General features: G+C 53.7%; 15 protein-coding genes. 14 read left to right on the top strand and 1 reads right to left on the bottom strand.

Translation table 11 applies throughout. From position 1 onward, the window contains the following. Window position 1 precedes the first annotated feature (1 nt). The 14 genes from purQ to C812_RS14655 all read left to right on the top strand — a co-directional run bounded on the left by purQ (window position 2) and on the right by C812_RS14655 (window position 15640). Entirely contained in the window at window positions 2-691 is a 690-nt protein-coding gene (gene purQ, locus C812_RS14720; RefSeq protein ID WP_016313451.1) for a phosphoribosylformylglycinamidine synthase subunit PurQ, read from the top strand. Next, window positions 669-2912, top strand: a complete 2244-nt coding sequence (gene purL, locus C812_RS14715; protein ID WP_016313450.1) for a phosphoribosylformylglycinamidine synthase subunit PurL — start codon at window positions 669-671, stop codon at window positions 2910-2912. Before purQ ends, purL begins: the two co-directional genes overlap by 23 nt. Beyond that, on the top strand, window positions 2897-4378 hold the full coding sequence (gene purF / locus C812_RS14710; protein ID WP_016313449.1) for an amidophosphoribosyltransferase: 1482 nt from the start codon (window positions 2897-2899) through the stop codon (window positions 4376-4378). Before purL ends, purF begins: the two co-directional genes overlap by 16 nt. Window positions 4379-4475: 97 nt before the next feature. Beyond that, a complete protein-coding gene (purM, locus tag C812_RS14705) occupies window positions 4476-5519 on the top strand; it encodes a phosphoribosylformylglycinamidine cyclo-ligase (protein WP_016313448.1) in 1044 nt (347 codons plus the stop codon). Then, a complete protein-coding gene (purN, locus tag C812_RS14700; protein WP_016313447.1) occupies window positions 5519-6136 on the top strand; it encodes a phosphoribosylglycinamide formyltransferase in 618 nt (205 codons plus the stop codon). Before purM ends, purN begins: the two co-directional genes overlap by 1 nt. Window positions 6137-6268: 132 nt before the next feature. Continuing rightward, a complete protein-coding gene (gene purH, locus C812_RS14695; RefSeq protein ID WP_036625210.1) occupies window positions 6269-7816 on the top strand; it encodes a bifunctional phosphoribosylaminoimidazolecarboxamide formyltransferase/IMP cyclohydrolase in 1548 nt (515 codons plus the stop codon). 387 nt (window positions 7817-8203) lie between these two features. Next, window positions 8204-9475: a phosphoribosylamine--glycine ligase gene (purD, locus tag C812_RS14690; protein WP_016313445.1), complete on the top strand. Its 1272-nt coding sequence runs from the start codon at window positions 8204-8206 to the stop codon at window positions 9473-9475. Between the two features lie 109 nt (window positions 9476-9584). Further along, on the top strand, window positions 9585-9806 hold the full coding sequence (locus C812_RS14685) for a hypothetical protein (RefSeq protein WP_016313444.1): 222 nt from the start codon (window positions 9585-9587) through the stop codon (window positions 9804-9806). 156 nt (window positions 9807-9962) lie between these two features. Beyond that, entirely contained in the window at window positions 9963-11225 is a 1263-nt protein-coding gene (gene ilvA, locus C812_RS14680; protein WP_016313443.1) for a threonine ammonia-lyase IlvA, read from the top strand. A gap of 724 nt (window positions 11226-11949) precedes the next feature. Continuing rightward, a complete protein-coding gene (locus tag C812_RS14675) occupies window positions 11950-12990 on the top strand; it encodes an ABC transporter ATP-binding protein (RefSeq protein ID WP_084770752.1) in 1041 nt (346 codons plus the stop codon). Beyond that, window positions 12983-13747 (top strand): ABC transporter permease, encoded by a 765-nt coding sequence (locus tag C812_RS14670; protein ID WP_016313441.1) that lies wholly within the window; start codon window positions 12983-12985, stop codon window positions 13745-13747. Before C812_RS14675 ends, C812_RS14670 begins: the two co-directional genes overlap by 8 nt. A 47-nt stretch (window positions 13748-13794) precedes the next feature. Then, window positions 13795-14169, top strand: a complete 375-nt coding sequence (locus tag C812_RS14665; protein WP_016313440.1) for a GntR family transcriptional regulator — start codon at window positions 13795-13797, stop codon at window positions 14167-14169. A 16-nt stretch (window positions 14170-14185) separates the two neighbouring features. Then, on the top strand, window positions 14186-14881 hold the full coding sequence (locus tag C812_RS14660) for an ABC transporter ATP-binding protein (protein ID WP_016313439.1): 696 nt from the start codon (window positions 14186-14188) through the stop codon (window positions 14879-14881). Beyond that, window positions 14882-15640 (top strand): hypothetical protein, encoded by a 759-nt coding sequence (locus C812_RS14655; protein WP_016313438.1) that lies wholly within the window; start codon window positions 14882-14884, stop codon window positions 15638-15640. A 68-nt stretch (window positions 15641-15708) separates the two neighbouring features. Here the strand turns inward: C812_RS14655 and C812_RS14650 are convergent, their stop codons facing one another. Next, window positions 15709-16458 carry a DUF1129 domain-containing protein gene (locus tag C812_RS14650; protein WP_016313437.1) on the bottom strand — a complete coding sequence of 250 codons (750 nt, stop codon included), beginning with the start codon at window positions 16456-16458 and terminating at the stop codon, window positions 15709-15711. Between the last annotated feature and the right edge of the window lie 222 nt (window positions 16459-16680).

The following is a 16680-nucleotide window of genomic DNA, read 5'->3' as shown; positions in this document are numbered from 1 at the left end:
TATGAAATTCGCGGTACTCGTATTCCCCGGTTCCAACTGCGATATCGACTGTTACAAAGCGGTGGAAGAGACGTTGGGTGAACCGGTTGACTATGTGTGGCATACAGCCACCGATTTGTCTGCTTACGATTGCATCTTAGTTCCCGGCGGGTTCTCCTACGGCGACTACCTGCGGTGCGGGGCGATTTCCCGTTTTGCGCCGGTTATGGCGGAAGTGGCCAAAGCTGCGGAGCAAGGGAAATACGTGCTGGGGATCTGCAACGGATTCCAAATCCTTACGGAAGCTGGATTGCTGCCAGGCACGTTGCGCCGCAACATGTCGCTGAAGTTCCGTTGCCACGACACCAAGCTGCGCGTGGAGAACAACGAAAATCCATTTACATCGCATTATGCGAAGGGCGAAGTCATCACGATTCCGATCGCGCATGGCGAAGGCAACTATTATTGCGATGAAGCAACGTTGGAGCAGTTGAAGCGGAATAACCAAATTATTTTCCGGTATGTTCAAAATCCGAACGGCTCGGTGGACGACATCGCCGGCATTTCCAATGAACGCGGAAACGTCGTCGGCATGATGCCGCACCCGGAGCGGGCGGTCAGCGATTTGCTGGGTTCGACGGACGGCAAGAAGATGTTTACATCCATTTTGAAAGCTTGGAGGGATCGGCATGAGTCAGCAAGTGTCCGCTAAGGAACCAAATGCAGAACAAATTGCAGAGCAGAAAATTTACAAACAAATGGGCGTTTCCGACAGCGAATACGAACTGATTTGCGGATTCCTTGGGCGGAAGCCGAATTATACGGAAATCGGCGTATTTAGCGTCATGTGGTCCGAGCACTGCGCCTACAAAAATTCGAAGCCGCTGTTGCGTCGTTTCCCGACCAGCGGCCCGCGCGTGCTAATGGGCCCGGGCGAAGGCGCCGGGATCGTGGATATCGGCGACAACCAAGCGGTTGTCTTTAAAATCGAAAGTCATAATCACCCTTCGGCCGTGGAGCCTTATCAAGGCGCCGCAACCGGCGTGGGCGGGATTATTCGCGATATTTTTTCCATGGGGGCAAGACCTGTCGCGCTGCTGAACTCTTTGCGATTTGGCAAGCTGGAAAGCGAGCGCGTGAAATATTTGTTCGAGCATGTTGTATCCGGAATCGCGGGCTACGGCAACTGCATCGGGATTCCGACGGTTGGCGGAGAAGTGGTGTTCGACGAGAGCTACGAAGGCAATCCGCTCGTAAATGCGATGTGCGTTGGGCTGATCGATCATGACAAAATCCAACGCGGCGTTGCCAAAGGCGTCGGCAACCCGGTGTTCTACGTAGGGCCGCCAACGGGCCGGGACGGGATCCATGGCGCGACATTTGCGTCGGAGGAACTGACAGAGGAATCCGAAGCGAAGCGGACAGCGGTGCAAGTAGGTGACCCGTTCATGGAGAAGCTGGTTATGGAAGCTTGTCTGGAGTTGATCGACAGCGGCATCGTGCTGGGGATCCAGGACATGGGCGCGGCAGGCTTGACCTGCTCCAGCGCGGAAATGGCCAGCAAAGCCGGCAACGGTCTGGAGCTGTACCTGGATGAGGTGCCGCAGCGCGAGGAAGGCATGACGGCATATGAAATGATGCTGTCCGAATCGCAGGAGCGGATGCTGTTCGTCGTGGAGCCGAAAGATGAGGCGAAGGCGCGGGAGATTTTTGAGCGTTGGGGCGTCATCTGTGCGAAGGTTGGTAAAGTGACGGACGACGGCCGTCTGAAGCTGTTCCATCATGGCGAACTGGTCGGCGACATGCCGGTGAAGGCGCTTGTGGACGAATGTCCAATCTATGAGAAGCCTTCGGCAGTTCCTGCTTATTATGTGGAAAATGAAACGGTCGACACCACGCGTTACGAGGAAGTTCAAGATCTGGGCGCGGCGCTGGAGAAAGTGCTGTCCTCGCCTTCGGTAGCTAGCAAAGCGTGGGTGTACAACCAATACGATTATATGGTTCGCACGAGCACGGCGGTTCGTCCGGGTTCGGACGCAGCCGTGGTGACCGTTCACGGCACGCGCAAGGCGCTGGCGATGACCACCGACTGCAACGGGCGGTTCGTGTATCTGGATCCGGAAGTTGGCGGACGAATCGCGGTCAGCGAAGCGGCGCGCAACATCGTGTGCTCCGGTGCCGAGCCGCTGGCAATCACCGACAACCTGAATTTTGGCAGCCCGGAGAAACCGGATATTTTCTGGCAGATGGAACGGGCGGTAGACGGGATGGCGGAAGCTTGCCGTGTGCTGGACACGCCCGTTATCGGCGGGAACGTCAGCTTGTACAACGAGAACGCCAAAGGTGCGATTTACCCGACACCGGTGGTAGGGATGGTTGGTCTGGTGCATGATACGGATCATATTACGACGCAAGGCTTCAAATCGGCCGGAGATGTCGTGTTCCTGCTGGGTGAGACGAAAGCTGAGCTCGGCGGCAGCGAATTCCAGGCGGTTGTTCATGGCGTTGTAGAAGGCCGTCCGCCGCAGCTTGATTTAGAAGTGGAGAAAAAATTGCTCAGCGCGGTGCTGGAAGCGATCCAAGGCGGGCTGGTGCGTTCGGCGCACGACTTGTCCGAAGGCGGTCTGGCTGTGGCGCTGGCTGAATCGTGCATCAGCGGCGGGGTTGGTGCCAAGGTGAATATTACAAGCGAGCTGCGCCCCGACTTTACATTGTTTAGCGAATCTCAATCTCGGATTCTGCTGTCGGCTTCGCCGGAGCAAGCGGAGGCGCTGGAGAAGCTGCTCGCGGAACGCGGCGTGCCAGCAGCACGAATTGGGGTTGTGGAAGGTTCTGAACTGAACGTTGCTGTGAATGGAACGGAGGTTCTGAGCAAGCCGGTGGAACAGCTGAGACGCGTCTGGGAGGATGTCATTCCATGTCTGATGCAATAAGACCAGCGCAGAGACTTTGGACCGGAGACTACTATAACGAAGGGGCAGGGCATGCGGATCCGTTTGATACGTTACGCGAGGAATGCGGCGTGTTTGGCGTATTTGGTCATGCCGAAGCCGCCTCTCTCTCCTACTATGGGCTGCACGCCTTGCAGCACCGGGGGGAAGAAAGCGCGGGGATCTGCGCTACGAATGGGGAGGACTTCCATTACCACCGCGGCATGGGGCTGGTGAAGGAAGTGTTCGACCGCGACAAGCTGGCTTCGTTGCGCGGGGACCGTTCGATTGGCCATGTCCGCTATTCGACAAGCGGAGACAGCAAGCTGACGAACGCCCAGCCCTTGATCTTCAAATACCGTGACGGCGATCTGGCGGTGGCTACGAACGGCAACATCGTCAATGCACCGAAAATCCGCCGCCAGCTTGAGCAAAGCGGCTCGATCTTTCAAACGACCAGCGATACGGAAGTGATCGCGCATCTGATCGCCCGCTCGTCGAAGGATTTCGTTGAGGCGGCAAAGGACGCGCTTCGTCAATTGGTTGGGGGCTTCGCGTTCCTGCTGCTGACGAACGACAAGCTGATTGCCGCCAGCGATCCGAACGGCTTGCGCCCGCTGGTGATGGGCCGGCTTGGCAATGCGTACCTGTTCTCGTCTGAGACGTGCGCGTTCGAGGTCGTTGGTGCGGAGACGATTCGCGAAATCCAGCCGGGTGAGATGCTGGTGCTGGATAAGGACGGCCTTCGCGAGGAGCGTTATGCCGAGCCGCAGCGGAAGGCGCTGTGTGCGATGGAGTACATTTACTTCGCGCGTCCGGACAGTGACATGAATGGCTCGAACCTGCATGCCAGCCGCAAGCGGATGGGGCAGGTGATGGCCCAGGAGTCTTTTGTGGACGCCGATGTGGTTACTGGGGTTCCGGACTCCAGTATTTCCGCCGCGATTGGCTATGCGGAGCAGACCGGCATCCCTTACGAGCTGGGTCTGATCAAAAATAAATACACCGGCCGCACGTTCATTCAACCGAGCCAAGAGCTGCGCGAGCAAGGGGTCAAAATGAAGCTGAGCGCGGTGCGCCGTGTCGTGGAAGGTAAACGCGTCGTAATGATCGACGATTCGATCGTTCGCGGCACGACCTCGCGGCGGATTGTAAACTTGCTGCGCGAAGCCGGCGCGACGGAGGTGCATGTCCGCATCACCTCGCCGCCGTTCAAAAATCCTTGCTTCTATGGCATCGATACGCCGGACCGCGGGGAGCTGATCGCCTCCTACAAAACGGTAGAAGAAATCTGCAAGGAGATCAATGCCGACTCGCTGGAGTTTCTCAGCCCGCAGGGGTTGATCCAGGCGGTAGGCGGAGATAACGCAACGGACTACAAAGGCGGCCTCTGCATGGCCTGCTTCGACAACGATTATCCAACCCGGACGGATTTCGACGGGGAAGAGAAGTTTGGCTGCACTTGCTGAATTCGTTAGCGTAGATTCGACTTATTTCACATGATGAATTGATTTCGCGATAAATGGGTTTTCCGTGTTCAAAAAGTTAAAGGAGTGGGTCCATCTCGTGTCTGAAGCATATAAGAAAGCCGGCGTTGATATCGCAGCCGGGAATGAAGCGGTAGAGCGCATGAAAAAACACGTCAAACGGACGTTCCGGCCGGAAGTGATGACCGATCTGGGCGGATTTGGCGCTTTGTTCGGTTTGAACAAAGACAAATACGCAGAACCGGTGCTCGTGTCGGGAACAGACGGTGTGGGCACGAAGCTGAAAATTGCCTTTGCGATGGATAAGCACGACACGATCGGCATCGATGCAGTGGCAATGTGCGTGAACGATATCGTCGTACAGGGGGCGGAGCCGCTCTTCTTCCTCGATTATTTGGCGTGTGACAAGGTTGTCCCTGAAAAAATCGAGGCCATTGTCGCCGGTATCGCTGAAGGGTGCAGCCAATCGGGGTGCGCCTTGATCGGCGGCGAGACTGCGGAAATGCCGGGCATGTACAGCGAAGGCGAATACGACATCGCCGGGTTTACGGTAGGTGTCGTTGATAAGAGCAAGATCGTCAACGGCAGCCGCATCGCTCCTGGCGACACGGTGATTGGCCTGGCCTCCAGCGGTGTGCACAGCAACGGGTTCTCGCTGGTACGCAAGCTCTTGCTGGAAGAAGCGGGCTACGCTTTAACCGACAAGCTGCCGGAATTAGGCGGAGCATCGTTGGGTGACGTGCTGCTTACGCCAACGAAGCTGTATGTGAAGCCGGTATTAGCCCTGTTGGAGAAAGTCGATGTCAAGGGAATGGCTCATATTACGGGCGGCGGCTTCATCGAGAACATCCCGCGCGTTCTGCCGGAAGGCGTAGACGTGGAGATCAACTGCGGTTCTTGGCCGATTTTGCCGATCTTCGACTTGCTGCAGAAGAAAGGGAACGTAAGTAACCGTGATATGTTCACGACGTTTAACATGGGCATCGGGCTTGTAATTGTAGTGGCGGAGGACCAGGCTGAGGCTGCGGTCGCTGCATTGAAGCAAGCCGGGGAAACGCCTTATGTCATCGGTAAAGTGACGGAAGGACAACGGGCTGTGACTTTTGCAGGAGCGGATGTCTAATGGGAGCGAAATACCGGATTGCTGTATTTGCCTCGGGAAACGGCAGTAATTTTCAAAATTTGCTTGACGCAACGCGGTCGGGTGGGCTGGATGCTGAGATTGTGCTGCTCGTTTGCGATAAGCCGCAGGCTTTTGTCGTCGAACGGGCCCGTCAAGCCGGCGTGGAATGCTATCTTTTTGACCCGAAGGCTTACGCGCGTCGAGAGGATTATGAGGCGGAAATTGCCGCCGAGCTGGACAAGCGGCAAATCGATTTAGTCGTGTTGGCCGGTTATATGCGGTTACTCACTTCGGTGTTGGTTGAACCGTACGCCGGGCGCATGATTAATATTCACCCATCGTTACTGCCGGCTTTTCCGGGCAAAAATGCAATTGGACAGGCTTGGGAATACGGCGTGAAAGTAACAGGTGTTACGGTTCATTTGGTGGACGGCGGAATGGACACCGGCGCAGTGGTTGCCCAGGCGGCGGTAGAGATTACGGCGGACGATACGCTGGAAACACTTGAAGCCAAGATCCATGCGACAGAAGGGCGCTTATATCCGCAGGTCGTGTCGTGGTTTGCGAAGAACCGCGTGCGCGTGGAAGGCCGGAAAGTGACGATTCTGTCGGAATAGGAAGCATCGAAAGAACGCTTGGCTACAGGACTTTTTTCGGGTGATTGGATAGGTTTAGAACAGGTGCTGGGTTTCGATATTTCCCGAGAAATATCGGGGGCATGATTCGCCAAAATAAAGGAGGAGCCGATTGTGAGTATGAAAAGAGCGCTCGTAAGCGTGTCGGATAAAACAGGTATCGTGGATTTTTGCCGCGAGCTGTCGCAGCTGGGTGTGGAAATCATTTCGACTGGGGGCACAAAAAATCTGTTGGCGAAGGAAGGCGTACCGGTTATCGGTATTTCTGACGTTACCGGGTTCCCTGAAATCCTTGATGGACGCGTTAAAACGCTGCATCCTGCTGTACACAGCGGCTTGCTGGCGGTGCGCGACAGCGAGGAACACCAAGCGCAGATGAAGGAACTGGGATTGGACTATATCGACCTGGTGGTCGTTAACCTGTACCCGTTCCAAGAAACGATTGCAAAGCCGGATGTCACCTATGAGGACGCCATCGAAAATATCGACATCGGCGGACCGACAATGCTTCGTTCGGCTGCGAAAAACCATGCGTTTGTTACCGTTATTGTCGATGCGGCTGACTATGGGACCGTGCTCGAGGAAGTACGTACGAGCGGTGATACGACATTGGAAACGCGTAAACGGCTTGCCGCCAAAGTTTTCCGCCATACGGCGGCTTACGATGCCTTGATCTCCGATTATTTGTCGAAGGTGACGGGCGATCCGTTGCCAGAGCGTTTCACGGTCACTTACGAGAAAATCCAAGATTTGCGTTATGGCGAAAATCCGCATCAAAAAGCGGCGTTTTACCGCAAACCGTTGGCGGCAGCGGACACGCTGACGAATGCAGAGCAGCTCCACGGCAAGGAGCTCTCCTACAATAACATCAACGATGCGAATGCGGCGCTGCAAATCGTTAAGGAATTTGAGGAGCCGGCGGTCGTCGCGGTCAAGCATATGAATCCTTGCGGCGTTGGCGTCGGGGCCAGCGTGCTGGAAGCTTACAAGAAAGCATACGAGGCTGATCCGGTGTCGATCTTCGGCGGGATCGTCGCTGCCAACCGCATCATTGATGCGGACACGGCGATGCTGATGAAGGAGATTTTCTTGGAGATTATTTTGGCGCCAGGCTTCACGGAAGAAGCGCTGGAGATTCTCACGAAGAAGAAAAACCTCCGATTGCTGAAGCTTGGCGGTCTGGAGCTGGGCGCAAGCCGCAGCAGCCAGTTTGTCGTCACCTCGATTGACGGCGGGATGGTCGTGCAAGAAAGCGATGTGCATACGCTGAAGGCGTCCGACTTGACGGTGGTTACCGACCGCAAGCCAACCGAAGAAGAGCTGAAACAGCTGCTGTTTGGCTGGAAAGTCGTTAAACATGTGAAGTCGAACGCGATTGTTCTGGCGAAGGACGATATGACCGTTGGCGTCGGCGCGGGGCAGATGAACCGCGTTGGTGCTGCGAAGATCGCGATCGAGCAAGCGGGCGAGAAAGCGAAAGGCAGCGTCTTGGCGTCCGACGCGTTCTTCCCGATGGGCGATACGGTCGAAGCGGCGGCCCAAGCCGGGATTACGGCGATTATCCAACCGGGCGGCTCCGTGAAGGACGAGGAGTCCATCAAAGCGGCCAACGAGCATGGCATCGCGATGGTCTTCACCGGCGTGCGCCATTTCAAGCACTAAGATTGAGCTTAACGGCAGGACCGCTGCGGCGGCCTGCCGTCTTTTCGCAGATGCGCTAACCTGCATGGGACAATTAACTGTAAAACCTACCGTTATTTCAGCTGAAACGCTGGATTTTGACGAATTAGCTGTAAAACCTGCCGTTAATTTGAGCAAAAATGCTTAGATTGATGCTTTGGGCTTAAATTAGCGGTACATTTTCCAGTTATTTTCGTTTGAATTCGGGTTGAGTGGAAAATTAACAGTAGAATTTCCAGTTCGTTTCGAAAAAGACTAGTTTGTAGATCAAACGGTAATCGACATATTTCATTTCGTTAACGAATTTGTGCAGAAACAGGCGAGACTGGACAACTTCTAAATTTTGAGCTCAGAAGTGAGGAGGAGACTATGGATATTTTGGTGATTGGCGCCGGAGGGCGCGAGCACGCGATTTGCTGGAGCCTGGCGAAAAGCCCGAAGGCCGATAAAATTTATTGCGCTCCAGGGAACGCGGGAATCGGACAAATCGCCGAGCTGGTGCCGATTCAGGTGAACGAATTCGAGAAGCTGGCGGCTTTTGCGGAGGAGAAGCGCGTGGGTCTGGTCGTTGTGGGGCCGGACGATCCGCTGGCTGACGGCATCGTGGATGTGTTCGAAGCGAAGAACATCCCGGTATTTGGCCCGCGTAAGAATGCTGCGCATATTGAGGGCAGCAAGACCTTCATGAAGGATCTTTTGAAAAAATACAACATTCCAACGGCAGCCTATGAGAAATTCGACAACTACGAGCAGGCGCTTGCGTATCTCCAAAGTCGTCCGGTTCCGATCGTAATTAAGGCGGACGGACTTGCGGCAGGCAAAGGCGTTACGGTCGCCTTCACTCGCGAAGAGGCGGAAACGGCGCTCAAGAACATCATGATTGACAAAGTGTTTGGCGAATCCGGTAGCCAAGTCGTGATTGAGGAGTTTCTGGAAGGACAAGAAATGTCGATCCTGTCGTTCGTCGACGGAGAAACGGTCCGTCCTATGGTTGCGGCACAAGACCACAAGCAGGTGTATGACGGTGACAAAGGCCCGAACACCGGCGGCATGGGAACCTACTCCCCGTTGCCGCATATTGCAGATTCGATTATCGAAGAGGCCATTGAAACGATTATCAAACCAACGGCAAAAGCGATGGTTGCCGAAGGCCGGCCATTCCGCGGCGTGTTGTTTGCCGGCTTGATGATCACGCCGGACGGCAAACCGAAGACGATCGAATTTAACGCCCGGTTTGGCGATCCAGAAACCCAGGTGGTTCTGCCGCGCTTGAAAAGTGATCTGCTGGAGATTTTCTTGGCGGCGGTGAATGGGACGCTGGACCAGGTCGATATCGAGTGGAGCGAGAAAGCGGCGGTTTGCGTTGTATTGGCTTCCGGCGGATATCCAGCCTCCTATCCAAAGGGACAGCCAATTCAAGGGCTGGAAGAAGCCCAATCTGCAGGGGCTTTGGTGTTCCATGCCGGCACGGGCAAGAACGAAGCAGGCGAGTGGGTCACGAACGGCGGCCGTGTACTTGGCGTGGTTGGCCGTGGAAGCTCGATTGCCGAAGCCCGGGACAACGCCTACGAGGCGGCGAACCTCATTACGTTTGAGGGCAAGCATCAACGGTCGGATATTGCCGCTAAGGCGCTTGTATAGGGAGATAGTCCGGCTAGGATAATCCGTTGCCGATTCGAGCATGTTAAGGGATATTGGGGATTCTCTTTACGAAAGTCCCTGGAATACTCGAATGGGAGGCGGCATCATCATGAGCGACAAAATGAAGGAAATGCTCCCGGTCTCGCGCGAAGAAGTGGAAGTCGACGGCGTATACCGGGATGAGCTGGGACGGGAAGTCTATTTGCAAAAAGGCGAGGAGTTCCCTTCCGACCCCGTGTACGGCACGATGGAATGGGAACTGACCGAGCTGGCCCAAGAGACGAACTCGAAAGGTCATACCGATGACCGTCTAATACCAAAGAAACGATAAGCTATAGGTTTGAACGTGAAACGCCCTTCCGAGCTCGGGAATATTTGCCCGTCCGGAGGGGCGTTTCCCTGACTAGACAAAATAACTTGAACCGGAGGCGGTTTCAGGTGTAACTTTATAAGAATGAGAGAACTCAGTTAAAGCGAGGAGAAATAGATGAACCAGGCGGAACGACAAACGGTAGGCATGGAAGACATCGTCAAAGCGCATCACGTGCTGAAGGAAGTAGTTATTCGAACTCCGTTGCAGCTCGACGCAACGTTATCGGCTAGATATGAATGCAATGTCTATTTAAAAAGAGAGGATCTGCAGGTCGTACGCTCCTTCAAGATACGCGGGGCATACAACATGATCCGCAGCCTGCAGCCGGAGGATTTGAAGCGAGGCATTGTGTGCGCGAGCGCCGGCAACCATGCGCAGGGGGTAGCCTTCTCCTGCAATGCGCTAGGCATTCAGGGGAAAATCTATATGCCCAGCACGACGCCCAACCAGAAAATCAAACAGGTTAAAAGATTTGGCGGCGAGCACGTGGAGGTCGTTCTGATCGGCGACACTTACGATGATGCTTATGCGGAGGCGATGAAAGCTTGCCAGGAAGGCGGGATGACATTCATTCACCCGTTTGACGATCCGAAGATTGTGGCCGGAAACGGGACGATTGGCATGGAAATCATGGAAAGCTTGACCGTACCTGCAGATTACGTTTTCGTCACCATTGGCGGCGGCGGGTTGGTGTCGGGCATTAGTACTTATTTGAAAACAGTAAGCCCGGATACGAAGATCATCGGCGTTGAGCCATCCGGTGCGGCGTCTATGACGGAAGCGTTAAGACAGAAGCAGGTTGTCACGCTGGAATCGATCGATAAATTTGTGGACGGTGCGGCGGTGAAACGGGTTGGCGACTTGAACTATGAAATTTGCGCGAACCTTCTGGACGACATCGTTCAAGTTCCGGAGGGCAAGGCATGTACGACGATTTTGGAGCTGTACAATGATAGTGCCATCGTCGTCGAACCAGCGGGGGCGCTGCCTGTCTCGGCATTGGACATGTACCGCGACCAGATTCGCGGGAAGACCGTCGTCTGCGTGATCAGCGGCGGCAACAACGACATCGACCGGATGCAGGAAATGAAGGAACGGTCGTTGATCTATGAAGGGCTGAAGCACTACTTCTTGATAAACTTCCCTCAGCGGGCCGGAGCGCTTCGCGAATTCCTGGAAGAGGTGCTTGGGCCAAACGATGACATCACGCGGTTCGAGTATACGAAGAAGCACAATAAGGAGAACGGTCCGGCTTTGGTTGGCATTGAGCTGAGTGATAAAGCTGATTACGAACCGTTGATCGGACGTATGACTGCGAAAGGCATCGTATATACCGAGCTGAATCGGGATTTGAATTTGTTTAATTTGCTGATTTAAGCTTAAATAGCGAAAAAAAGATAGGTGAGCAGCCCTCTTCGACATTGGTCGGGGAGGGCTTTTTGGCATGTATAGAAGTTTGGAGCGGGAAGGAAAGAAGTATTGATCGGGGACGAAACAGGTTGTTCCTGGGTTCGGGAAGGAATCAGGTTGGGCCAGAGGTCGGGAATGGGTCAGGTTGGAGACTGGCAAGGAGGCAGGGTTCGGAGCGGGTGCGCTTCCGGTCAGTTTCCGGGTCGTTTCCGGTTCGTGTCTGGCCTGTTTGCGGCCCAGATCCGGGCTGGTGTCCGAGTTGGTTGCCTGTGCCGGATCGAGCTGGGTTCGAGTCGGGACCTGCGTCGTAACGGAATGTACGGATCTTATTCGTAGATTACAAGGCTCTTCTGAATTCTAACGGAACTCAGAGGCGTTATTTGGACGGATCATCGTTAATTAGGGCTCTTTTTCACTTCATAAGGTCTCTACGTTCCGTTAGCTCGGGAAATGGCGCGGGAAATTGCAAATAACGTCGCTACGTTCCGTTAGACTTGCACGTTGAAAAAATTGATTCGATCCTTGTTGACAATACTAATATCCTAGTGTACTATTTAACTATCACACCGATACAATGTAATCGAAACCATGGAATCGAACACGTCGAACACGTTACTCATCATCAGATTCAAACACAAGCAAGGGAAATTTCAGTATCGCATTTACGAGCATCGATCAAATAAAGGAGTGAATGAGTGTGCAACAACAATCTATTGAAAATGCTGCCCAGGGCTTGGGAGCAGCTGCGACGAAATCGTTAGGACAACAGCAGGGGAAAGGGCAAATGCAAGTGCAAGGGCAGGAGCCGGCGGTCTTGGCGGTACAACAGGTGACGAAAGCGATTGGTAACAAACGGCTGGTCGATAAGCTGTCTTTCGAAATTCGGCGGGGAGAGATCGTAGGTCTGCTCGGACCTAACGGTGCCGGGAAGACGACCACGATTCGGATGATCGTGGGTCTAATCGGAATGACTGAAGGCGATGTGAAGATCAAAGGTTTCAGCATCCGAAATCATTTCATGCAAGCGATCGCCCATGTCGGCGCGATTATTGAGAATCCGGAGTTTTACCCGTACATGACGGGATATGACAATCTGAAGCAGTACGCACGAATGAGTGAAGGAATTACGGAGGAGCGGATTCAAGAAGTCACCCGATTGGTAGGCTTGGAGAAGGCGATGAAGAAACGTGTCAAAGCGTACTCGCTAGGTATGCGTCAGCGCTTGGGCATCGCACAAGCTTTGTTGCATCGGCCGTCGATTCTGATTCTCGATGAGCCAACCAACGGGCTAGATCCGGCGGGGATTCGGGAAATGCGTGACTATCTGAAGCGTATTGCGGCTGAAGAAGGGATTGCCGTTCTGGTCTCCAGCCACTTGTTGGCCGAAATGGAGCTGATGTGCAGCCGCGTGGTCGTCATTCAGGAAGGGAAGTTCGTGACCGAACGCGCCTTGGGTGAGCCGGTTGAGAAAACCGAGGAACGGGTGAATGTGACGTTCCGGGTCGGCGATGTCGAAGCGGCCAAAGCTCGGCTCATCCGGATGGAAGAAATCCGCCTGCTGGGAATGTCCCCAGAACGGAACGAAGTGACGGTCGCCGTGCGCGACAGCTATATCCCACGCGTCGTGAGCGCGCTGGGCAATGAAGGCATCGCTATCTACCGGATCGAAGAAGTGAAGCAATCCCTGGAAGACGAATTCTTGAAATGGACAGGAGGAAATCAAATTGCGTAAATTTACTCCACTTGTTGTGAACGAATGGTTGAAGATGTCCAAGAAAAAAAGCTTTATCGTTCCCTATGCCCTGATCGCCGCAGGGATTGCCGGGATGCTGTACATGATGCACGCGTTCTCGCAGGAGACATTAGGGTTCCTGGATTTTGCATCCATGGCCATTGCTCGAAACGGCTTGGGTCAAATGACAACGTTGCTGGTCATTATTTGCACTGCGGGGATTGTGGCGAAGGAACACAGTCTTGGTACGATCAAGCTGCTGCTGATTCGCTCGCAGAGCCGCAGTCGGATCTTGGCCTCGAAATACGTGGCTGTGCTGCTGTTTACGCTGTCGCTCTTCGTCTTTTCCCTGGCGGTTGCCCTGCTGGGCGGAGGGCTGGTCTACGGGTTCGGATCTGCCAGCGTGCAGGGAATCAGCTGGAGCGAAGTGCTAACCAACACCTTGTATTCGTTCATCTATACCGTGGTTTACGTTACGATCACTTTTCTAGCAAGCATTCTTACTCGTTCCACCGGAGCGACGATTGGGATTGGCATGTTCCTTGTTGTGCTGGAGGAGCTGGTAGTGGCCCTGCTTTCGAGATACGCCTTCGCCAAGTACCTCATCTTCGCCAACGCTGATTTGTCGGTATATCTCAACGGTAATCCGCCGATGCCGGGCATGACATTAACCTTCTCCTCCGTGGTGATCGCCGCCTATTTGGTCTTGTTTCTTGCAGTAAGCTTTGTTACGTTTAAAAAACGGGATGTCGCTTGACCGGTAGAATCATGAACGGCGGCACGGCGGAAAGGAGCCAAGGGAACGTGAGCATCGAATTTGATAATAATCTGCCGATCTATCTGCAAATTATGAATTATTTAAAGAGAGAGATTGTCACCGGTCGACTGAAGGCCGGTGACAAAATTCCGTCGGTCCGCGAGCTTGCGGCCGAGCTGCAAATTAATCCGAATACCGTGCAGCGGACTTTTCAGGAATTGGAGCGTGAAGCCATCGTGGAAACGAAACGCGGACTCGGAAGATACGTGACAAGCGAGGAATCGAAAATTATGACCATCAAAAAAGAAATGGCCGGCGAGCTGCTGGATCGCTTTATCGGAGGCATGCAGGAGCTGGGCTTCAGTAACGAGGATATTGCGGCGCTGGTCGCCGACGCTATGAAGGCTAATGAGCGACGTTAAAGGAGGGCAACCATCAATGAAACCGCTACTGGAAGTACAAGGTGTATCCAAATCGTACGGCAGCAAGAAAGCATTGCATGGGGTGTCTCTCAGCGTCGATAAAGGAAAAATCGTTGGCCTGCTTGGTACGAATGGCAGCGGCAAAAGCACGCTGATGAAAATCGCCGCCGGCCTGATTCATCCTTCGGCAGGCAAGGTGTCGGTGGACGGAACACCGGTGGGACTGGCGACAAGATCGTTAGTTTCCTTCATGCCCGATCGACCATTAACAGAATCGTGGATGAAGGTACGGGATGCGATTGGATTTTACCGCGATTTCTACCCGGATTTCGACGAGGAGAAGGCACGCACGATGCTCGACTTCATGAATCTGAATGAGAAGGATAAAATCAGCTCCCTGTCGAAGGGCATGAACGAACGGCTTCAGCTGACGTTAACGTTATCGAGAAATGCCAAGCTGTATCTGCTCGATGAGCCGATCGGCGGGGTGGACCCGGTGGCCCGGACCAAAATTTTGGACGCGATTGTGGAATTTTACAATGAAGATAGCAGCCTCATCATCTCTACCCATCTGGTTTCGGATATTGAGCGGATTTTCGATGAGGTCATCTTTATCCGCAGCGGCGAGGTTGTCATGCAGGAGGAAGTAGAGAATTTGCGGATTCGCTATGGCAAGAGCGTCGACGACATGTTCAGAGAGGTGTTCGCATAAATGATGAAGCTGCTGAAGTACGATATCAAACAAAATGCCAATACCGTGCTGGGACTATTCGCCGTCTTGGTGATCTTGCAAGTCCTTCTGTCGATCACCGGCAACCTTCGCCAGTGGGATGCAGAAACCATCTTTGGCTTATCCCTTATTCTGTATTTTACGGCTGTCATTTTCATGCTCGTGCAGTCCTGTAAAACATTCGCCTACAATATTAAAGCCTATCATCGCCGTCTGCTCCCCTTGCATCCGGTATGGACGATTCTCTCCTCGCTGGTGTTCAGTTGGCTTGTGGCGCTGATCATCGGGGCCATTGTCTTGATTCATGCGGCGATCTATTATCGGGTGGCTCAAGTACAGATCGATTTTGTTCAGATCGGGACCACGGGGTTCGGGAACACGGTGCTCATTATTTTGAGTATCGTTTGGATATATACGATGCTGGTGTTAACGATCTTTACGGCGATCACGATTGGTGCCAGCGTCAGTATCCGGGGCAAAGCCGGGACATGGGTCGGCATCATTTCCTTCTTCGTCATTCAGAACGGAATGTCTTGGGTGGAAGGTTTGCTCTTTAAAGGCACCAATAGTACCTTTGCCAATTTCGGGATCATTCAGATTGGGATGGCCGAGGAGAACGGCGCAGTGACGAGGGAATCGGTAAATCTGCTCCCGCTCGGGCCTTTCCTGCTTGAAGTGGTTGTAGCAGTATTGATGTTTTACGCGATCACGTATTTACTCAAGAAACGGATTGAGATTTGATCTCCCTAGGATAAAGCAAAAGCCGCATCTTCCTCATTGTTGGGGGATGCGGCTTCTGCTATTTTTGTTTAATTTTTCGAGCGGCGACCAAAAAAGAAAATTTGCCCAGCCAGTCCCACGGCAAACAAGATCAGGCTGTCCCAAGGTGAAACGGTAAACGACGGCATGATTCGATTTAATACGGTGCCCACAACGATCAACACGGCCGCAACGGCAATGTAAGTGCCGAACGCACGAAGGTTAAAGCCGCGCGGCCCCGCGTTGGGCGGCATGCCTGGTCTCGCTCCGGGCCCTGCTGGTTTTGCTTCTCCGGCAGGCTCTTGACCTTCGCTGGCTTTGGAGCTTTGCCCAAGGAAGCGAGTGACCAGCTCAACCAATACAATGGACAGAACGGCGATAATCAACAGCGAGGAGGTGCTGATCAGGGTATACTCGAGCTCCCCGCCAAACCATTTGCTGAAGAAACCGGTGATCATATAAATAAAGAAGACCCAGGTCAAAGCTACCCAGGGGATCATCGTATAATATTTGATTTTGTCCTTCAGCGTTCGGGGCTTCCGTGCCTTTACGTCCTCCGCCAGCTCTGCGCAATAAGCCTTTGGATCGGGGCCGAAGCGTTCTGCCGCCGAAATGCCTTTGGCTTGGCTCTTGATGATTTGCCGGGCAATGTCTAGCAGGAGCTCTTCCCCCTTGGCCTCACTAAGCGAGCTGGAGCCGGAACGGAAGTACAAGACCATTTCCCCGAAATACGCTTCGTTCTCCGGCGTCATTTGCTGTCGCAGCCGTTTGGTTTCGCCGATCATTTCGTGGATGTACATGGTAGTATCTCTCCTCCCAGTTTCTTCCGTAGTATACTGCATAGATTGTCTCATTCGCAAGGGACCAAGGCACGGCAGAAGTGGAAGGGAAACAGAACTAATGGATTATGAACATTCCTTGAACCAGGAATAAAAAGCGTCCTTCCCACCAAAAACTAGTTCCTAAGCAAAACGGCAGGCGTCGGCCTCAGCCTAAATTTGGATTTGATGCCTGACAGGCCG

The sequence above is a fragment of the Paenibacillus barengoltzii G22 genome, assembly GCF_000403375.2.
GTDB classification, from domain to species: Bacteria; Bacillota; Bacilli; order Paenibacillales; family Paenibacillaceae; genus Fontibacillus; species Fontibacillus barengoltzii.
This window is presented reverse-complemented; position numbering and strand designations above follow the sequence as displayed.

Coding starts and splice junctions, on each gene's coding strand:
- purQ (WP_016313451.1), top strand. CDS start 2: ATGAAATTCGCGGTACTCGTATTCCCCGGTTCCAACTGCGATATCGAC.
- purL (WP_016313450.1), top strand. CDS start 669: ATGAGTCAGCAAGTGTCCGCTAAGGAACCAAATGCAGAACAAATTGCA.
- purF (WP_016313449.1), top strand. CDS start 2,897: ATGTCTGATGCAATAAGACCAGCGCAGAGACTTTGGACCGGAGACTAC.
- purN (WP_016313447.1), top strand. CDS start 5,519: ATGGGAGCGAAATACCGGATTGCTGTATTTGCCTCGGGAAACGGCAGT.
- purD (WP_016313445.1), top strand. CDS start 8,204: ATGGATATTTTGGTGATTGGCGCCGGAGGGCGCGAGCACGCGATTTGC.
- C812_RS14685 (WP_016313444.1), top strand. CDS start 9,585: ATGAGCGACAAAATGAAGGAAATGCTCCCGGTCTCGCGCGAAGAAGTG.
- ilvA (WP_016313443.1), top strand. CDS start 9,963: ATGAACCAGGCGGAACGACAAACGGTAGGCATGGAAGACATCGTCAAA.
- C812_RS14675 (WP_084770752.1), top strand. CDS start 11,950: ATGAGTGTGCAACAACAATCTATTGAAAATGCTGCCCAGGGCTTGGGA.
- C812_RS14660 (WP_016313439.1), top strand. CDS start 14,186: ATGAAACCGCTACTGGAAGTACAAGGTGTATCCAAATCGTACGGCAGC.
- C812_RS14655 (WP_016313438.1), top strand. CDS start 14,882: ATGATGAAGCTGCTGAAGTACGATATCAAACAAAATGCCAATACCGTG.
- C812_RS14650 (WP_016313437.1), bottom strand. CDS start 16,458: ATGTACATCCACGAAATGATCGGCGAAACCAAACGGCTGCGACAGCAA.